Below are 14,806 nucleotides of genomic sequence, written 5' to 3'. Positions count from 1 at the left end.
GAAGCCATGGGCGGCGCCATCGGCGTCGACAGCGAACCCGGCCAGGGCAGCACCTTCTGGGTCGAGATCCCCTTCGAACCCGCCACCGGCCGCCCCCTCGACACCGTCGGCGGCAGCACCGGCCTGCGCATCCTCCTCGTCGGCACCGGCGGCGACCGGCAAGCCCTGGAGGACGACCTGCGCCGCTGGGGCATGACCGTCGCCACCACCGACACCGCCGCCGACACCCTGCGCGCCCTCCGCGACGCCGCCGCCCACGGCCGCCACTACGACCTGCTGCTGCTCGACGCCGACCCCGGCGACGTCGACACCGCCGGACTCGCCCGCATCGTCACCGACGACGACGCCATCCCCGCCGTACACATCATCGTCCTCAACGAGAACCCACCGGCCGGCCACACCGCCGCCGGCGCACCCACCTACCTGCCCAAACCCGTCCACCGCTCGGCCCTCTACGACCTGCTCGCCCAGAGCATGGCCGCCGTGGTCCCGGTACCCACCGCACCGGCCCGGCGCCCGGCCGCCGTCCAGCCGGCCGGCAAGGGCACGATCCTGCTCGTCGAGGACAACGACATCAACCAGATGGTCGCCACCGGCATCCTGGCCAGCCTCGGCTACGACACCGACGTCGCCGGCGACGGCATCGAAGCCCGCGACATGTCCGCCCGCCGCGACTACGACGCCATCCTGATGGACTGCCGCATGCCCCGCATGGACGGCTTCACCGCCACCGCCGAGATCCGCCGGCGCGACGCCGGCGCCGCCCGGCACACCCCGATCATCGCCATGACCGCCAGCGCCCTGGTCGCCGACCGCGAACGCTGCCTCGCCGCCGGCATGGACGACTACCTCGCCAAACCCGTCAACCCGGCCGAACTCGACCAGACCCTCGCCCGCTGGGTCGCCGGAACCGCCACCCGCGAAAACATTCCACCGGCCCACGGCGACCCCATCGCCGACCGCCTCGCCGAACTCGCCGGCGGCCGCACCCCACCCGAACTCGCCCTGGTCGAACGACTCGTCACCTCCTTCCGCGCCCGCGCCCCCCGGCACGTCACCGCCCTCGACGAGGCCTACCGCACCGGCGACCTGCAATCCGTCGAGGACCAGGCGCACAGCCTCCGCGGCGCCGCCGGCAACATCGGCGCCGCCGCGGTCAGCGAGGTCTGCGAACGCATCGAGAACGAGGCCCGCGCCGGCCGCCTGCACACCGGCGTCGGCGACGACCTGCGCACGCTCCGCCTCGAACTCGAGCGTGCCGCCGATCACCTCACCATCCCGGCCTGAGCTCTTCCCGTCCGATACCCCCAGGGGGTACCTTCGACGGCATGGAATGGAAGACCGCCGCCCAAGCCACCCTCCACTGCCTCACCGGCTGCGCCATCGGTGAAATCCTCGGCATGGTCATCGGCACCACCCTCGGCCTGCACAACGCCGCCACCGTCGCGCTCTCCATCACCCTGGCCTTCGTCTTCGGCTACGCCCTCACCATGCGAGGCGTCCTCCGCAGCGGACTCACCTTCCGCGCCGCCCTCGGCGTCGCCCTGGCCGCCGACACCGTCTCCATCGCCGTCATGGAACTCGTCGACAACGGCTTCATCCTCGCCGTACCCGGCGCCATGGACGCCGGCCTCACCAGCACCCTGTTCTGGCTCACCCTCGCCGCCTCACTGGCCATCGCGTTCCTGCTCACCACACCCGTCAACCGCTGGTTGATGGCCCGCGGCAAGGGCCACGCCGTCATCCACCAGCACCACCATTGACCCGGTCCCGCCAGCCCAGCCACCGCCGCACCTCGGCCATCCCGAAATCCGGGCCCTCGACCAGCACCACGAACGTCGTCACCCCACGAGCCAGGTAATCAGGACCAACCTCCGACGGATCCCCGCGTACGAACGCCGACCGCTCGATCTCCGCCGGATCCCGCCCGACCTCCGCACAACGGTCATCCACCACCCGCGACGCCCGGGTCAGCTCGTCACCGGCGGCGAACGTGTGCCACCGATCCGCGTGCTCGGCCACCACCCGCAACGCCTTCGGCCCGTTCGCCGCCAGCAGCAACGGCACATCGGCCGGCGGGTTCAGCACCCGCAGCCGGCCCCGCACCCGCCGCGCCGCCTCGGCGAGCTGAGCCACCCGCTCCCCCGCCGTCCCGAACTCATAGCCGTACGCCTCGTACTCGAACCGCCGGAACCCCGCACCCAGCCCCAGCACCACCCGGCCGCCGCTGATGTGATCGACCGTGCGGGCCATGTCCGCGAGCAGATCAGGATTCCGGTACGCCACACACGACACCAGCATCCCCAGCTCCACCCGCGACGTCGCCTCGGCCCACGACGCCAGCGTCATCCACCCCTCGAAGTGCTTGCCCGCCCGCTCCTCGGCACGGCCCAGCGGGAAGAAGTGATCCCACCCGAACAGCACGTCCGCACCCAGCTCCTCGGCCGCCAGCGCCGCCCGTCGCACGTCCGCGAAATCCCCCAGGGCCGGCGCCACCTGAACCCCGACCCGTACCCGCCTGCCCTCGGCCATAGCCGTCGACCTTAGGTCCACAAAGGCAAAAGGTGGGTAGCCGTTGATTCCTTTTGTTCTTTGGTTTTGGGGTTGTGTGCGCCGTGGACGGGCGCACATCCTGTAGAGCATCCTAGGATGTTTGGGTCGGGACGGCGCGGCTCCCTTCACCGCGCCGGAGGTGGCACTAGCGTCCGGGTCGATGGAAGAGAACATCCGGCCCTGCGCCCACTGCGGGCGCCCGGTGCAGCAGAGGGCCTCGGCCGGCCGCCCGTTCCGCTACTGCCGCGACAACGACGGCGAATGTCAGCGCGCCTCCCGCAACGTCCGCATGCGGCACCGCGCCTCCCCCGGCCTGGCCGGCGAGGTGGCTCGCACCTGGGAGGCCGTCGACCGCCTGGACCAGCTGGTCGGCACCCTTACCGAGGCCCTGCACGCCGAGATGTCCCCGGCCGGCGTGGAGAGGCAGATCGCCGAGGTACGCGCGGAGACCTCCCGCCAGGTCGCCGCCGCCCACACCGACCGCGACGAGGCCCGGCGCGAGGCCGACCAGGCCACCTCCGCCGCGACGGTGGCCCACCAGCGCGCCGAGGCCGCCGAGGCCGACCGGGACGAGGCCCGCCGCCTCACCGCCCTGGCCGACGCCGCCGCGGCCGAGGCCCGATCCGAGGCCGACCGGGCCGCCACCGAGGCCCTTCAGGCACGGGCCGAGGCCGACCACGCCACCTCGCAGGCCGGCCTGGCCCGGTCCGAGGCCGCGGCCGCCGCCGAGCAGATCCGCCGGCTCCAGACCGACCTCGACGAGTCCCGCCACGCCCACGCCGCCGCCCAGCGCGAAGCCGCCGACGCCCACGCCGCCGCCGAGACCGCAGCGTCGAAGGCCGAGACCGCCGTCGCCCGGGCCGAAGCCGCCCGCACCGGGGCCGACGCGGCCCGGGCCGACCTGGACGAGTCCCGCCGCGCCCTGGAGACCGCCCGCGCCGACCTGGCCGAGCTCCGCGCCGCCGCCAACGCCGAACTCACCGACCTGCGCCAGGCTGCCGCCGCCGCGCTCGCCGAAGCCCGTCAGGCCGCGGCCTCCTCGCTGGCCGAGGCCGGCCGCGCCGCCGAAGCCGAGCTGGCCAAGGTCCGCGGCACCGCCGAGATCGCCCAGGCCGGCCTGGCCGACACCCGCGCCGCCCTGACCGCCGCCACCGCCGAGCGCGACGAGGCCAAGCGTGCTCTGGCCGACGTGACCGCCTCGGCCGACCGCGACCGCCGCACCGCCGCCCAGGACCTGGCCGACCTGGAACGCCGGCTGGCCGCCTCCCGGGCCGAGGCCGACGCCGCCGGCGAACGAGCCGCACAGCTCTCGGCCCAGATCAGCGACCTGGCCTCGGCGCTCGCCGCGCTGGGCGGCCGGCCCCGCTCCGCCCCGCCCCCACGGGCCGCCGCCAACGCCTGACCTGAGCCGCGTGGATCTGGACCGGGACATCACGATCACCTTCAGTCGCGACCAGGCCCTGGTGATGTCCGACTGGCTCCACGACCGGCTGGGCACGACCGAGTTCGACGGCCTGGTCGACCGCACCGATCGGGCCGCCTGGTCGCCGATCTACGCGATCAAGGGCGCCCTGGAGCACGAGCTGACCGAGATCTTCATGCCCGGCTACATCCAGCGGCTCGCCGCCGCCCGGGAGCGTCTGCTCGACAGCCTGGGCTCGATCGGAAGGCCGGAGATCGACGACGATTGATCGCCGTGTCCAGATCGCAACCCGGCCGACCGGCCGCCCCGGAAAGGCCGTCGGGTGTGAGCGGCCGGGACAATGGGAAAGGCGAGGCAGATGAAGTCACCGCGAGAGTGATGCCGATCGGATCACCGGACGCCGAGTGAGCAATATCGCAGGATGTGGAGAGTGCTCATAGTGGCGTAAAGTGGACCAAGGTCCACTTCCGGGGCGTCGCTGAGTGACAGGTAAGGGGTGCGGGCCGCTACGCTCGTAGCGTTAACACCTCCGACACACGACGACTTCTGGACGGGCGCGTCGGGCGGAATCGCGCGACCGTCCCTTTCGTTACACCAACGGAAGCAGCACCACGAGCGAGGGGAATGCCGATCATGGGCGAACGCATGCTGCGCGGCAGCCGTCTTGGCGCAGTCAGCTACGAGTCCGACCGTAACACCGAGCTGGCTCCCCGGCAGACCCGCGAGTACCTGTGCGTGAAGGGCCACCAGTTCGAGGTGCCGTTCGCCGTCGACGCCGAGGTCCCGATGACCTGGGAGTGCAAGTTCGACGGGAGCATCGCCCGGCTGGTGGACGGCAACGAGCCGGAGCAGAAGAAGGCGAAACCGCCGCGCACCCACTGGGACATGCTGCTGGAGCGGCGGTCCATCTCCGAGCTCGAGGACATCCTCAACGAGCGGCTCGAAGAGGTACGCACCCGGCGCGGCCGGTAGCGAAGCACCAACACGGAAAACGCCCCCTGCGACGAAGCAGGGGGCGTTTTCGCTGTCCGGGGCGGGCCGTGTTGCATGACCCGGCCGAGTGCGAGGCGTGGCCTAGCGGATGACCTCGCCCTCGATGACGCCGGTCGGGGACGCGGGCGGCGGGCTGGGCGGGGACGAGACCGGGTCGCCCTGCTGGACACGCACGTGGCGGGGGCCGAAGAAGTCGCCGGCGACCGCGGACGAGACCTGACGCTCGGCGATGCGCCGCACCCCGTGGCGGGCCAGCGCCCGGAACGGTGGCAGCACCAGCAGCAGCCCGGCCACCGAGCTGATGAACCCGGGCACCGCCAGCAGCAGCGCCCCGAGCAGCCCGACCAGTGAGTTGGTGACCTGTTCGCCGGGCGGGCGGCCGGCCTCGGCGGCCGCCCGGAACGCACGCCACCCGCGGATTCCCTCGCGGCGCAGCAGCGTCAGGCCGGTGATGGTGGCGGCGGCGAGCACGACCATCGCCCAGAACGCGCCGACCCAATGGACCATGCCGACGAACGCCGCGATCTCGGCGATCGCGAGCAGGAACAGACCGAGGGGGAGAAAGGCGAGCACCGGGCGTCTCATACCTCCAGCATGACACGCCCTCGCGCGGTCACGGCCAGCTCGCACCCTGCTTGGGGCGCCGGCCGAGCCGGTTCATCAGCCCCTCCTTGCGCGACTGCAGGCCCCATGTGGTGACCCTGAGCAGCTGTTCCCGGAAAACGTTGGAGCTCATCTTGCTGTCGCCGCGTTCGCGCTCGGTGAACGTGATCGGCACCTCGACCAGCTTGAAGCCCTTGCGGTACGCCCGCCAGGCCAGCTCGACCTGGAACGAGTAGCCCTGCGAGGCGACGGACGGCACGTCGATGGCGTCGAGAACCTCCATCTTGTACGCCCGGTAGCCGCCGGTCGCGTCCCGGAACGGCATGCCCAGCGCCATCCGGATGTAGATGTTGCCGCAGCGCGACAGCAGCAGCCGGTGCATCGGCCAGTTGTGCACCGAGCCGCCGGGGATGTAGCGGGTGCCGAGCACCGCGTCGTTCTCGCGCAGCCGGTCGAGCAGCTTGTGCAGCTCCTCGGGGGCGTGCGAGCCGTCCGCGTCCATCTCGACGACGACGTCGTACCCTTTGTTCTTGGCCCAGGCGAAGCCGGCGACGTACGCCGCGCCGAGCCCTTCCTTGCCGGCCCGGTGGAGCACGAACACGTGGTCGTCGGCGGCGGCCAGCTCGTCGGCGATGGCGCCGGTGCCGTCCGGGGAGTTGTCGTCGGCGACCAGAATGTCGACCGAGGGGACCGCCTTGCGCACCCGGTCGGCGATCAACCGGATGTTCTCCGCCTCGTTGTAGGTCGGGATGATCACGAGGACCCTTCCGATCCCCGGATATCCTTCGGCCTCGGTCACCGTTCCTCCGCGTTCGTCGACTCCGGGCTGGTCGCCGAGGCGACCACCACCCGCCGACGTCGGCGCAACGGCAGCGCCCCGGCCAGGGCAATGACGGCCAGCACACAGACCGCCATCTCGGGCCAGTGGCCCGAGCGCGTGGCTAGCGTAGTCGTATCGCTCAGGCGCATGTCACGCAGCACCACCGCGGGCACGTTGAAACCGGTGTCGGCCTGCACGTGCCCGGCGGTGTCGACGAAGGCGGAGACCCCGACGGTGGACACCATCAGGGCGGGCCGGCCGTGCTCGACCGCCCGCAGCTGCACCATGGCCAGCTGCTGGCGGGCCTCGGCCTCGTTGAAGGTGGCGTTGTTGGTCTGCACGGCGAGGATCTGCCCGCCGCCGGTGACCACGTCACGCACCACGCTGTCGTACGCGACCTCGAAGCAGATCACGTCGCCGACCGTGACCGAACCGGTGTCGATGACCCCGGCGTGGTCGCCGGCGACCATGTCGCGGACCAGGTCGACCTTCTCGCCGGCGACGAACCGGGCGATCGGGCGCAGCGGCATGTACTCGGCGAACGGCACCGGGTGCCGTTTGATGTAGGTCTGGGCCTGGTCGGGCCCGGTGACCGGCTGCCACAGGATGCCGGCGTTCTTGACCTCGTTGGGCTTGTCGCCGCGCAGCACCGCCCCGACCAGGATGGGCACGCCGATGGCGGCGGCCGCGCTCGCGATCTGCTGGGCGGCGTCCTGGTTGCGCAGCGGGTCGATGTCGCTGGAGTTCTCGGGCCACACCACCAGCTCGGGGCGGCGCTGCCGGCCCTCGGCCACCTGGTTGGCCAGCTCGATGGTGGCGCGCACGTGGTTGTCGAGCACGGCGCGGCGCTGGGCGTTGAAGTCGAGGCCGAGACGGGGCACGTTGCCCTGCACGACGGCCACCAGCTTGGCCGGGCCGTCGGCCTCGGCCACCGGCGCCAGGGCCGGACCGCCGACGATCAGACCCCCGGCGATGAGGTACGCGACGACGGGCGCCACGGTCACCTTGCGGCGCCACAGCAGGGCCACCAGCACGCCACCGGCGGCGGCCACGGCGAAGGTGACCAGCGGGGCGCCACCCCAGGCGGCCAGGCGCAGCGCGGGGGCGTCGCCCTGGCTGAACGCGAGCCGGCCCCACGGGAACCCGCCGAACGGCGCCCGGTCGCGGAACGCCTCCATGGCCGTCCACAGCACCGCGGTCAGCACCGGCCACAGCCCACGCCACCGGTCCACGAGGGGGCTGGTCCAGGCCGACGCCAGGCCCAGCAGGCCGACGAAGCCCGCCTGCGAGGTGGACAGGATCACCCAGGGCAGCCAGCCGCCGGCGAAGGTGGTCCACCACAGCAGCGGGAGGAACAGCACCGCGCCGGCGAGCAGGCCGACGCCGAAACCGCCGCGCAACCGGCGGCGGTGGGTGGCCGCCGCGAGCAGGGCGACACCGACGGGCGCGAGCGGCCACAGGTCGTACGGGGGCAGGGCCAGCAGGATCGAGGCCCCGGCCAGCACCGCGAGCACCACCGACACCCACAGCCGCAGGGGTCCCGCGGCCGGGTCGGCCACCGGTGGCACGGGCGCCCGGGGAACAGGTGGTTGCAGCGTCAACTCCACGCCGGAAGGCTACATGCAGGAATCGGGGCGTGGCCGCCACGACCACGCCCCGATGGATCCCTTGGTCCTCGCCGCGGACGACGTGGCAGGAAGGTGTCGCGGGAACCTTCGGACCGACGTGCCGCCGAGCTGGCTGCCCGCGCCGCGCCGTTGTCTACTGGTCCCCCGTTCCACCCCCTGGCCCACGCCGGAACAACGGCTTGTCCGCGCCGCCCCGCCGACCCCCACCCCCTGGACCTGGCGTGCGCCTGACCCCTGGAGGAGGGCCCTGGGCGCGGCCAGTGGGCGAAGGAACGGAGCGAACAACAACCGCTTCCCGCGTTGGGACCTGACGACGGTACGTCCGACCCCCGCCCGCCTGTCAACACCGTGTCCCGCGCCTGGGCGTGTCGCGTTCGTCGGCGTGTCATCCCCCGGTACCCGAACGGTTCACCACGGGTTCAGCAGACCGGCGGCCGCCTGCGGATGATCGGCCGCCAGCAGGCCCGCCGCGGCCAGCACATAGGCACTGTCGATCATCCGACGGGCCCGGTCCGGCGGTGCCCAGCCCCCGGCCAGATCACCGAGGACGGCGGCCAGGACCCGTTGACCTCCACCGTGTCGCAGGACCCCACCCGATCCGATGACGAGACGCACGTCACGCAGCGCACGCCCGCGGGCGTGCCGGCGTACCGCGACCGTGGCCGCCGCCGACGCCAGCGCGACCGGATCGCCGGGATCGACCGGATCGAGTCTTTCCGCCTCGGCCGCGGCGACCGTGCCCGGGGCCGACACGGCCACCCCGAGGTCGCCCTCGACGGTCCGCAGCCGCCACATCGTGCCGGCCACGTCCCGGCGCGGCCCGGTCTCCTCCTCGGCGTCCGGCACCAGCGCCGAGTAGACGTCGGTGGTCGCCCCGCCCACGTCCACCACCAGCACACCCCCGGCGGTCGTGTCGGCCAGCACCTCCACGCCGGCCAGGACCGCGTCCGGGGTCGCCGCGCGGACCAGCGACGCGAACCGCGGGCCGCGGGACAGCCGCTTGCCGCCGATCACGTGGCGAAGGAAGACCTCGCGGATCGCCGCCCGGGCCGGGCCCGGCTCCAAGACGCCGATGCGGGGCAGGACGTTGCCGGTGACGGTCACCGGGATCCCGCGTCCGGTCAGCCGGGCGGCGGCGGCCGGGCTCACCTCGGCGTTGCCGGCCACCACGACCGGGCGGCGCAGACGCGCGGTGGCCAGCCGGCCGGCGTTGTGGAGCAGCACCTCGCCGTCGCCGCCGTCGGTGCCGCCGACGAGCAGGATCACATCCGGACGGGACTTCCTCAGCGCGGCCACGGCGGCGCCGTCGAGCCGCCCCGCCGCCACGTGCACCACCTGGGCGCCCGCGGACAGCCCGGCACGATGGCCGGCCGAGGCGGTGACCAGGTGCTCGTACCCGACGACGGCCAGCCTCAGCCCCCCACCGGCGGAGGAGCACACGTAGAGCTCGCCCGGGCCGGGCAACTGCGCGACGGCGGCATCGAGCCCGGACAGCACATCGGTCGACGCGGTGGTCGGCACCTCCGCCCGCGCGATCAGCCCGCCGCCGGCCAGATCGACCAGACAGGCCTTCGTGTACGTCGAGCCGACATCCACGCAGACGGCCGCGGTCATGGTTTCGAGGGCACGACCACGGTGCCCGTGGCGGTCACGGCGACGATGGGCTCAGGAAGGACCGCCGCCGCCGAACCGCCGGTGCCACGGCACACCACGGCCGCGACGAAGTCGATCGTGCGCGACCGCGTACCCATCCTGGTGACCGTCGCCGTCACCTCCAGGACGTCGCCGGCCTGCACCGGCGCCCGGAACTGCACGTCGGCATAGGAGGCGAACAGCCCCTCGTCGCCGTCCAGCCGGATGCACACCTCGGTCGCCACATCACCGAACAGACCGAGCGAGTACGCCCCGTCGACCAGGTTCCCGGCGTAGTGCGCGTGCGCGTACGGCACATACCGGCGATGGGTCACAGTGATCATCGAGCACCCTCCACGACGGCGTGCACCAGATAGGACGCCACTTCCCGCGGCGTGGTCCCCCGGCCGAAGATCCGGTCGACACCCAGCTCGCCCGCCATCATCTCGTCGAACCGCGGCCCGCCGGCGATCAGCAGCGGCCGCCGCCCGGCCGGCAGCGCCTCCCGGAACGCCGCCGACAACGCCCGGGTGTTCTGCAGGTGCGCGTCGCGCTGGGTGACCACCTGCGACACCAGCACCGCGTCCGCCTTGGCCGCCCGGGCCGTCTCCACCAGCTCGGGCACCGACACCTGCGCGCCCATGTTCAGCACCGCCATCTCCCGGTACGACTCCAGCCCCTTCTCCCCCGCGATCCCCTTGAGGTTGAGAATGGCGTCGATGCCCACGGTGTGCGCGTCGGTCCCGATGCACGCCCCCACCACCGACAGCCGCCGCCGCAGGCCCCGCTTGATCGCCGCGTTCACCTCCTTGGCCGACAGCAGCGGGAAGTCCCGCTCGACCACCTGCACCTGCTCGGTGTCCACGAGATGCCGCACCCGCCCGTACACGACGAAGAACGTGAAACCGTCCCCCATCTGCCGGCTGTGCACCAGCATCGCCGGCTCCATCCCCATCTTCCCCGCGAGCTGGAGCGCGGCCCCCTCGGCCCGCTTGTCATGCGGGACCGGCAGTGTGAACGACAACTGCACCATCCCGTCCCCGGTGGTGTCCCCGTACGGCCGGACGATCGTCATGACGCTTCCAGGATCTCGGTGACCGGGTTGAAGTAATCTGCGGCGTGGGCGGCCACGCCGGACAGGCCCTTGCCTCGGTCGGCCGGGCGGCGCATGATCCCGAACGTTCCGTCGGCGATCGCGTTGAGCACGGTGTCGTCGGCGATCCGGGACAGCAGGTCGATGGCCTCGTCGAGGACCCGGTGGGCGCGCTGCTGGATGAAGCCGTTCCGCGCCGGGACGAAGTCTTCGTGCAGGCCACCGGCGGCGCCCAGCACGTAGCGCACGTTCTGCAGGGCGATGTCCCGGTCGGACAGCCACGGCGTGACCACCGCCTCGGTCATCATGCCGACCAGCAGGATGCCCTGCCCGGTCATCGCGCCGGCCAGGTTGAAGAAGCCGTCGAGCAGGTTGCCGCGGAACACGTCGCCGGTCATGTGCTTGGTCGGCGGCATCCACTTCAGCGGCGCGTCGGGGAACAGCTCCCGCGCCAGCAGGGCGTGCGCCAGTTCGAGCCGGAACGACTCGGGCACGTCGGGGTTGATCTCGAAGGCGTGCCCGATGCCGAGCTGCCAGTCGGCCAGGCCCGCCTCGTGCGCGAAGAACTCGTTCAGCAGCTGAGACACGGTCACCGTGTGGGCGGCGTCGACCGCGTCGGCCGTGGTCAGGTAGTTGTCCTCGCCGGTGTTGATGATGATCCCGGCCCGAGCGTGCACCTGCCGGGAGAACCGCTGGTCGACGAAGGTGCGGATCGGGTTGATGTCGCGGAACAGGATGCCGTACATCGAGTCGTTGAGCATCATGTCGAGGCGCTCCAGGCCGGCCATCACCGCCATCTCCGGCATGCACAGCCCGCTCGCATAGTTGGTCAGCCGGACATAACGGCCCAGTTCCCGGCTCACGTCGTCCAGCGCCGCCCGCATCAGCCGGAAGTTCTCCTGCGTGGCGTACGTGCCGGCGAAGCCCTCCCGGGTCGCGCCCTCGGGCACGTAGTCGAGCAGCGACTGCCCGGTCGACCGGATCACCGCGATCACGTCCGCCCCGGCCCGCGCCGCCGCCTGCGCCTGCGGGATGTCCTCGTGGATGTCCCCGGTCGCCACGATCAGATAGATCCACGGCCGCTGCTCGGGATCGCCGAGCCGCTTCACCATCCGCTCACGCTCGGCGCGGCGCCGGTCGACCCGCGCGAGCCCGGCCCGCGCGGCCTTCAACGCCGACCGTCGAGCCACGCCCGACTTGTCGGGAAGGGAGAATCGCACGGCGCCGGCGGCCGCCTTCTGCGCCAGCACCGTGATGTCGTCGAAGTCCTTGAGCGCATGGAAGACCGGCAGGGACACGCCGTGCGAAAGGCCGACGTCGGCGATCACCGCGTCGACCAGCCGGTTCACCCAGGGGATGCCGTCCGGGTCGGCGCCACGCACCCCGGCCAGCCGCAACACCGCCCGCTCCACCGACACCGTGGTGTGCGACCGCGCCAGGTCGACGACCGGCTGACCGGCGCGGACGGCCAGACGTCGCGCCTTCCGCACCACCCGCGGATCCAGATCCAGCTTCCCCGCCACGTACCCCTACCTCTCGAAGATCGTCGAACCGTCCAGCACCGTACGAAGGCAGACCGGAGAGGCGTCCAGCGAAGGCAACCCGTCCCGCACCCCGCCCGGCGTCTCCCACACCGCGAACGTCGCCGACTGCCCCGGCGCCAGCACCCCCACACCGTCCTGCCCGGCCGCCCGCCACCCGCCCCGGCTCGACGCCGCGAACGCCGCCCGCACACTCATCCGGTACACCGGGTTGCGGGGCGCCGCCGCGGCCGCCACCACCGCCCACGGGTCCAGCGCCGTCACCGGCGAGTCCGACCCGAACGCCAGCGCCACCCCGGTCGCGTGCATCTGCCCGATCGGGTTCGTCGCCATCGCCCGGGCCACACCCAGCCGCTGCGCGTACATCCGCTCCGGACCACCCCAGAGTGCGTCGAACACCGGCTGCACGCTGGCGACCACCCCGAACTCCACCATCCGGGCGATCATCGCCTTGTCGGCCAGCTCGACATGCTCGATCCGGTGCCGGCCCGCCCGCAGCCGATCCACCCCGAGCGCCTTGGCCGCGATCGCGAACCCGTCCAGCACCGTGGCGATCGCCGCGTCCCCGATCGCGTGGAACCCGCCCTGCATCCCCTCGTTCACGCAGTCGATCAGGTGCTCGCCGGCCTGCTCGGCGGTCAGGAACCCGAGGCCGCAGCCGTCACCGTCGGCGTACGGATCCCGGACCGCGGCCGTACGCGACCCGAGCGCCCCGTCCGCGTACAGATCGCCCCCGGCACCCACCGCGCCCAGCTCCCGAGCCTTCGCCGCGCCGCCCAGCTCGCCCCAATAGCCGAACACCCGCGGCAGCCCCTGCCCGGACAGCGCGAGCACCGAAAGGAAATCCGCCTCGCTGGACGTGCCCGGGCCACCGCACTCGTGCACCGCCGCGATCCCCAGCGACGCCGCCCGCGACAGCGCGCTCCGCTGAGCCGCCGTCCGCTGCTCCGGCGTCAGCGCGCCCAGCGCCACCGCCCGCACCGCATGGTGCGCGTGCTCCCGCACCCAGCCCGAAACGTCGTACCCGTCAACGCCCTCCGCCGCACCCAGCAGCGACGTCGACACCAGCGCCGAGTGCACCGAAGCCTGCGACAGATAGACCCGGCGGCCACCCGCGGCGCGGTCGAGCTCGCCGGCCGACGGCGGGACCTGCGAGGCCCACATCGACTCGTCCCAGCCGTGCCCGTGCACCACCGCGTCCGACGGCTTAGCCGCCGCGAACGCCGCCACCGCGTCCAGCACCTCCGCCGCCGACCGGGTGCCCGACAGGTCGAGCCCGTCCAGCGCCAGCCCGGTGTCCGTGGCGTGCACATGGGCGTCCACGAACGCGGGTGTCACCAACGCGCCGGCCAGATCTGTCACCCGATCCGCGGCGGGCGCGTCGGCCGAGGTGCCGAGCCACGTGATCCGGGAGTCATCGACCAGCATCGCGGTCGCCCGAGGGTCGGCGGCGGAGTAGAAACGGCCGTTGGTGTAGAGCGCAGTCATGCCGGTCAGTGTCCCGCGATCCGGCTTTCGAACAACCCGCGCACCGCTGGGACGCTCCTCACCAGATCGATCGCGAACGCCGCGTGCCCCGGCACGTACCCGTTGCCGATCAGCATCGTCACATCCGCCGCCAGCCCCTCCGCACCCAGCGCGGCGGCCGGGAAACTCGTCGCCATCGAGAAGAAGATCACCGTGCCGCGCTCGGCCGTCGCCAGGATCGCCCCGTGCTCACAGCCCGGCACGTCCACGCACACCACGGTCACCGTCGCCGGCCCACCGAGCGCCTCGGCCACCGCGCCGGAGACGGCCACCGGATCGCGGGCGTCGGCGACCGCGACCACGTCGGCCAGGCCGGCCTCGGTCAGCGCGTCACGCTCGGTCGCCGAGACCACGATTCCGGCCGTACGCGCACCAGCACGCCTCGCCGCGGCCAGCGCCAGCGAACCGGACTTCCCGGCGCCGCCCAGCACCGCCACGGTCGGCCGGTCGTAGCCGCGCACCACACGATCGGTCAGCGCCGGGGCGCCGCACACGTCGAACACCGCCAGCGCCAGCTCGGCCGGCAGATCGTCGGGCAGCACCGCGACCACCGAACGGCCGAACAGGATGGCATGCCCGCGCGCCGGCACCTGCTCGCTCAGCCCGTCCCAGCCTTCCAGCGAATCCGTCACGGCCAGCGGCGTGAGGGTCAACGACACCAGGGTCGCCACCCGGTCCCCCGGCTTCACCGGCAGCGGCGAATCCGGGCCGGCCTGCTCGACCACGCCGATCAGCATGCCGCCCGAACCGGTCACCGGGTTCTGCATCTTCCCGCGCGTACCGATGATGTCGAGCACCTCGGCCCGCACCGCCGCACCGTCACCGCCGTGCTTGACCGACAACTGCCGGAAGCTGGCCGCGTCCAGATTGAGCCGTTCCAGCCCGATCCGCACCTCATCGGCGGCGATCTCCGGGCGCGCGTCGAGCCGCCAGGCCGCCTGCGGCAGCACACCGGCCGGCTCGAGCACCCGATTCAGACCCACCTTCACCACG

General features: G+C 72.8%; 15 protein-coding genes. 5 read left to right on the top strand and 10 right to left on the bottom strand.

Features of this window, described 5'->3' with window-relative positions:
- Both AB0M54_RS14570 and AB0M54_RS14565 read left to right on the top strand, forming a co-directional pair.
- Positions 1-1,287, top strand: a 1,287-nt coding sequence (locus AB0M54_RS14570) for a response regulator (RefSeq protein WP_364471353.1), incomplete at its 5' end; no start/stop codon positions are given.
- A 41-nt stretch (positions 1,288-1,328) separates the two neighbouring features.
- The gene (locus AB0M54_RS14565) at positions 1,329-1,763 is read left to right on the top strand and encodes a DUF4396 domain-containing protein (RefSeq protein WP_364323256.1); all 435 of its coding nucleotides are present in this window, start codon (positions 1,329-1,331) and stop codon (positions 1,761-1,763) included.
- Here the strand turns inward: AB0M54_RS14565 and AB0M54_RS14560 are convergent.
- Positions 1,741-2,532 carry an LLM class F420-dependent oxidoreductase gene (locus AB0M54_RS14560; protein WP_364471350.1) on the bottom strand — a complete coding sequence of 264 codons (792 nt, stop codon included), beginning with the start codon at positions 2,530-2,532 and terminating at the stop codon, positions 1,741-1,743. The genes AB0M54_RS14565 and AB0M54_RS14560 overlap by 23 nt on opposite strands.
- Positions 2,533-2,713: 181 nt before the next feature.
- Here AB0M54_RS14560 and AB0M54_RS14555 point away from each other — a divergent pair, with 181 nt between their 5' ends.
- The 3 genes from AB0M54_RS14555 (at position 2,714) to AB0M54_RS14545 (ending at position 4,948) form a co-directional block, all read left to right on the top strand.
- Entirely contained in the window at positions 2,714-3,955 is a 1,242-nt protein-coding gene (locus AB0M54_RS14555; RefSeq protein ID WP_364471347.1) for a serine/threonine protein kinase, read from the top strand.
- Between the two features lie 10 nt (positions 3,956-3,965).
- Positions 3,966-4,244, top strand: coding sequence for a hypothetical protein (locus AB0M54_RS14550; RefSeq protein ID WP_364471345.1), 279 nt, complete (start codon positions 3,966-3,968; stop codon positions 4,242-4,244).
- A gap of 365 nt (positions 4,245-4,609) precedes the next feature.
- The gene (locus AB0M54_RS14545) at positions 4,610-4,948 is read left to right on the top strand and encodes an RNA polymerase-binding protein RbpA (protein ID WP_364317181.1); all 339 of its coding nucleotides are present in this window, start codon (positions 4,610-4,612) and stop codon (positions 4,946-4,948) included.
- 102 nt (positions 4,949-5,050) lie between these two features.
- On the opposite strand, the gene AB0M54_RS14540 is transcribed toward AB0M54_RS14545, so the two are convergent.
- The 9 genes from AB0M54_RS14540 to AB0M54_RS14500 form a co-directional block, all read right to left on the bottom strand.
- Positions 5,051-5,554: an FxsA family protein gene (locus AB0M54_RS14540; RefSeq protein ID WP_364317183.1), complete on the bottom strand. Its 504-nt coding sequence runs from the start codon at positions 5,552-5,554 to the stop codon at positions 5,051-5,053.
- A 28-nt stretch (positions 5,555-5,582) separates the two neighbouring features.
- Entirely contained in the window at positions 5,583-6,371 is a 789-nt protein-coding gene (locus tag AB0M54_RS14535; protein WP_364317185.1) for a polyprenol monophosphomannose synthase, read from the bottom strand.
- Complete coding sequence (gene lnt, locus AB0M54_RS14530; RefSeq protein WP_364318108.1) at positions 6,368-7,960, bottom strand: apolipoprotein N-acyltransferase; 1,593 nt, start codon at positions 7,958-7,960, stop codon at positions 6,368-6,370. Before lnt ends, AB0M54_RS14535 begins: the two co-directional genes overlap by 4 nt.
- 468 nt (positions 7,961-8,428) lie before the next feature.
- A complete protein-coding gene (locus AB0M54_RS14525) occupies positions 8,429-9,634 on the bottom strand; it encodes a glutamate mutase L (protein WP_364471342.1) in 1,206 nt (401 codons plus the stop codon).
- Positions 9,631-9,996, bottom strand: a complete 366-nt coding sequence (locus tag AB0M54_RS14520; RefSeq protein ID WP_364471339.1) for a hotdog domain-containing protein — start codon at positions 9,994-9,996, stop codon at positions 9,631-9,633. Before AB0M54_RS14520 ends, AB0M54_RS14525 begins: the two co-directional genes overlap by 4 nt.
- Complete coding sequence (locus tag AB0M54_RS14515; protein ID WP_364317190.1) at positions 9,993-10,727, bottom strand: OAM dimerization domain-containing protein; 735 nt, start codon at positions 10,725-10,727, stop codon at positions 9,993-9,995. Before AB0M54_RS14515 ends, AB0M54_RS14520 begins: the two co-directional genes overlap by 4 nt.
- Positions 10,724-12,268, bottom strand: a complete 1,545-nt coding sequence (locus tag AB0M54_RS14510) for a lysine 5,6-aminomutase subunit alpha (protein ID WP_364471337.1) — start codon at positions 12,266-12,268, stop codon at positions 10,724-10,726. The genes AB0M54_RS14515 and AB0M54_RS14510 overlap by 4 nt, the downstream gene beginning before the upstream one ends.
- A gap of 6 nt (positions 12,269-12,274) precedes the next feature.
- Complete coding sequence (locus AB0M54_RS14505) at positions 12,275-13,774, bottom strand: amidohydrolase family protein (protein ID WP_364317194.1); 1,500 nt, start codon at positions 13,772-13,774, stop codon at positions 12,275-12,277.
- Between the two features lie 5 nt (positions 13,775-13,779).
- Entirely contained in the window at positions 13,780-14,805 is a 1,026-nt protein-coding gene (locus tag AB0M54_RS14500) for an L-erythro-3,5-diaminohexanoate dehydrogenase (RefSeq protein WP_364471334.1), read from the bottom strand.
- Between the last annotated feature and the right edge of the window lies 1 nt (position 14,806).

The sequence above is a fragment of the Actinoplanes sp. NPDC051470 genome (genome assembly GCF_040682035.1).
In the GTDB taxonomy this organism is placed as follows: Bacteria; Actinomycetota; Actinomycetes; order Mycobacteriales; family Micromonosporaceae; genus Actinoplanes.
This window is presented reverse-complemented; position numbering and strand designations above follow the sequence as displayed.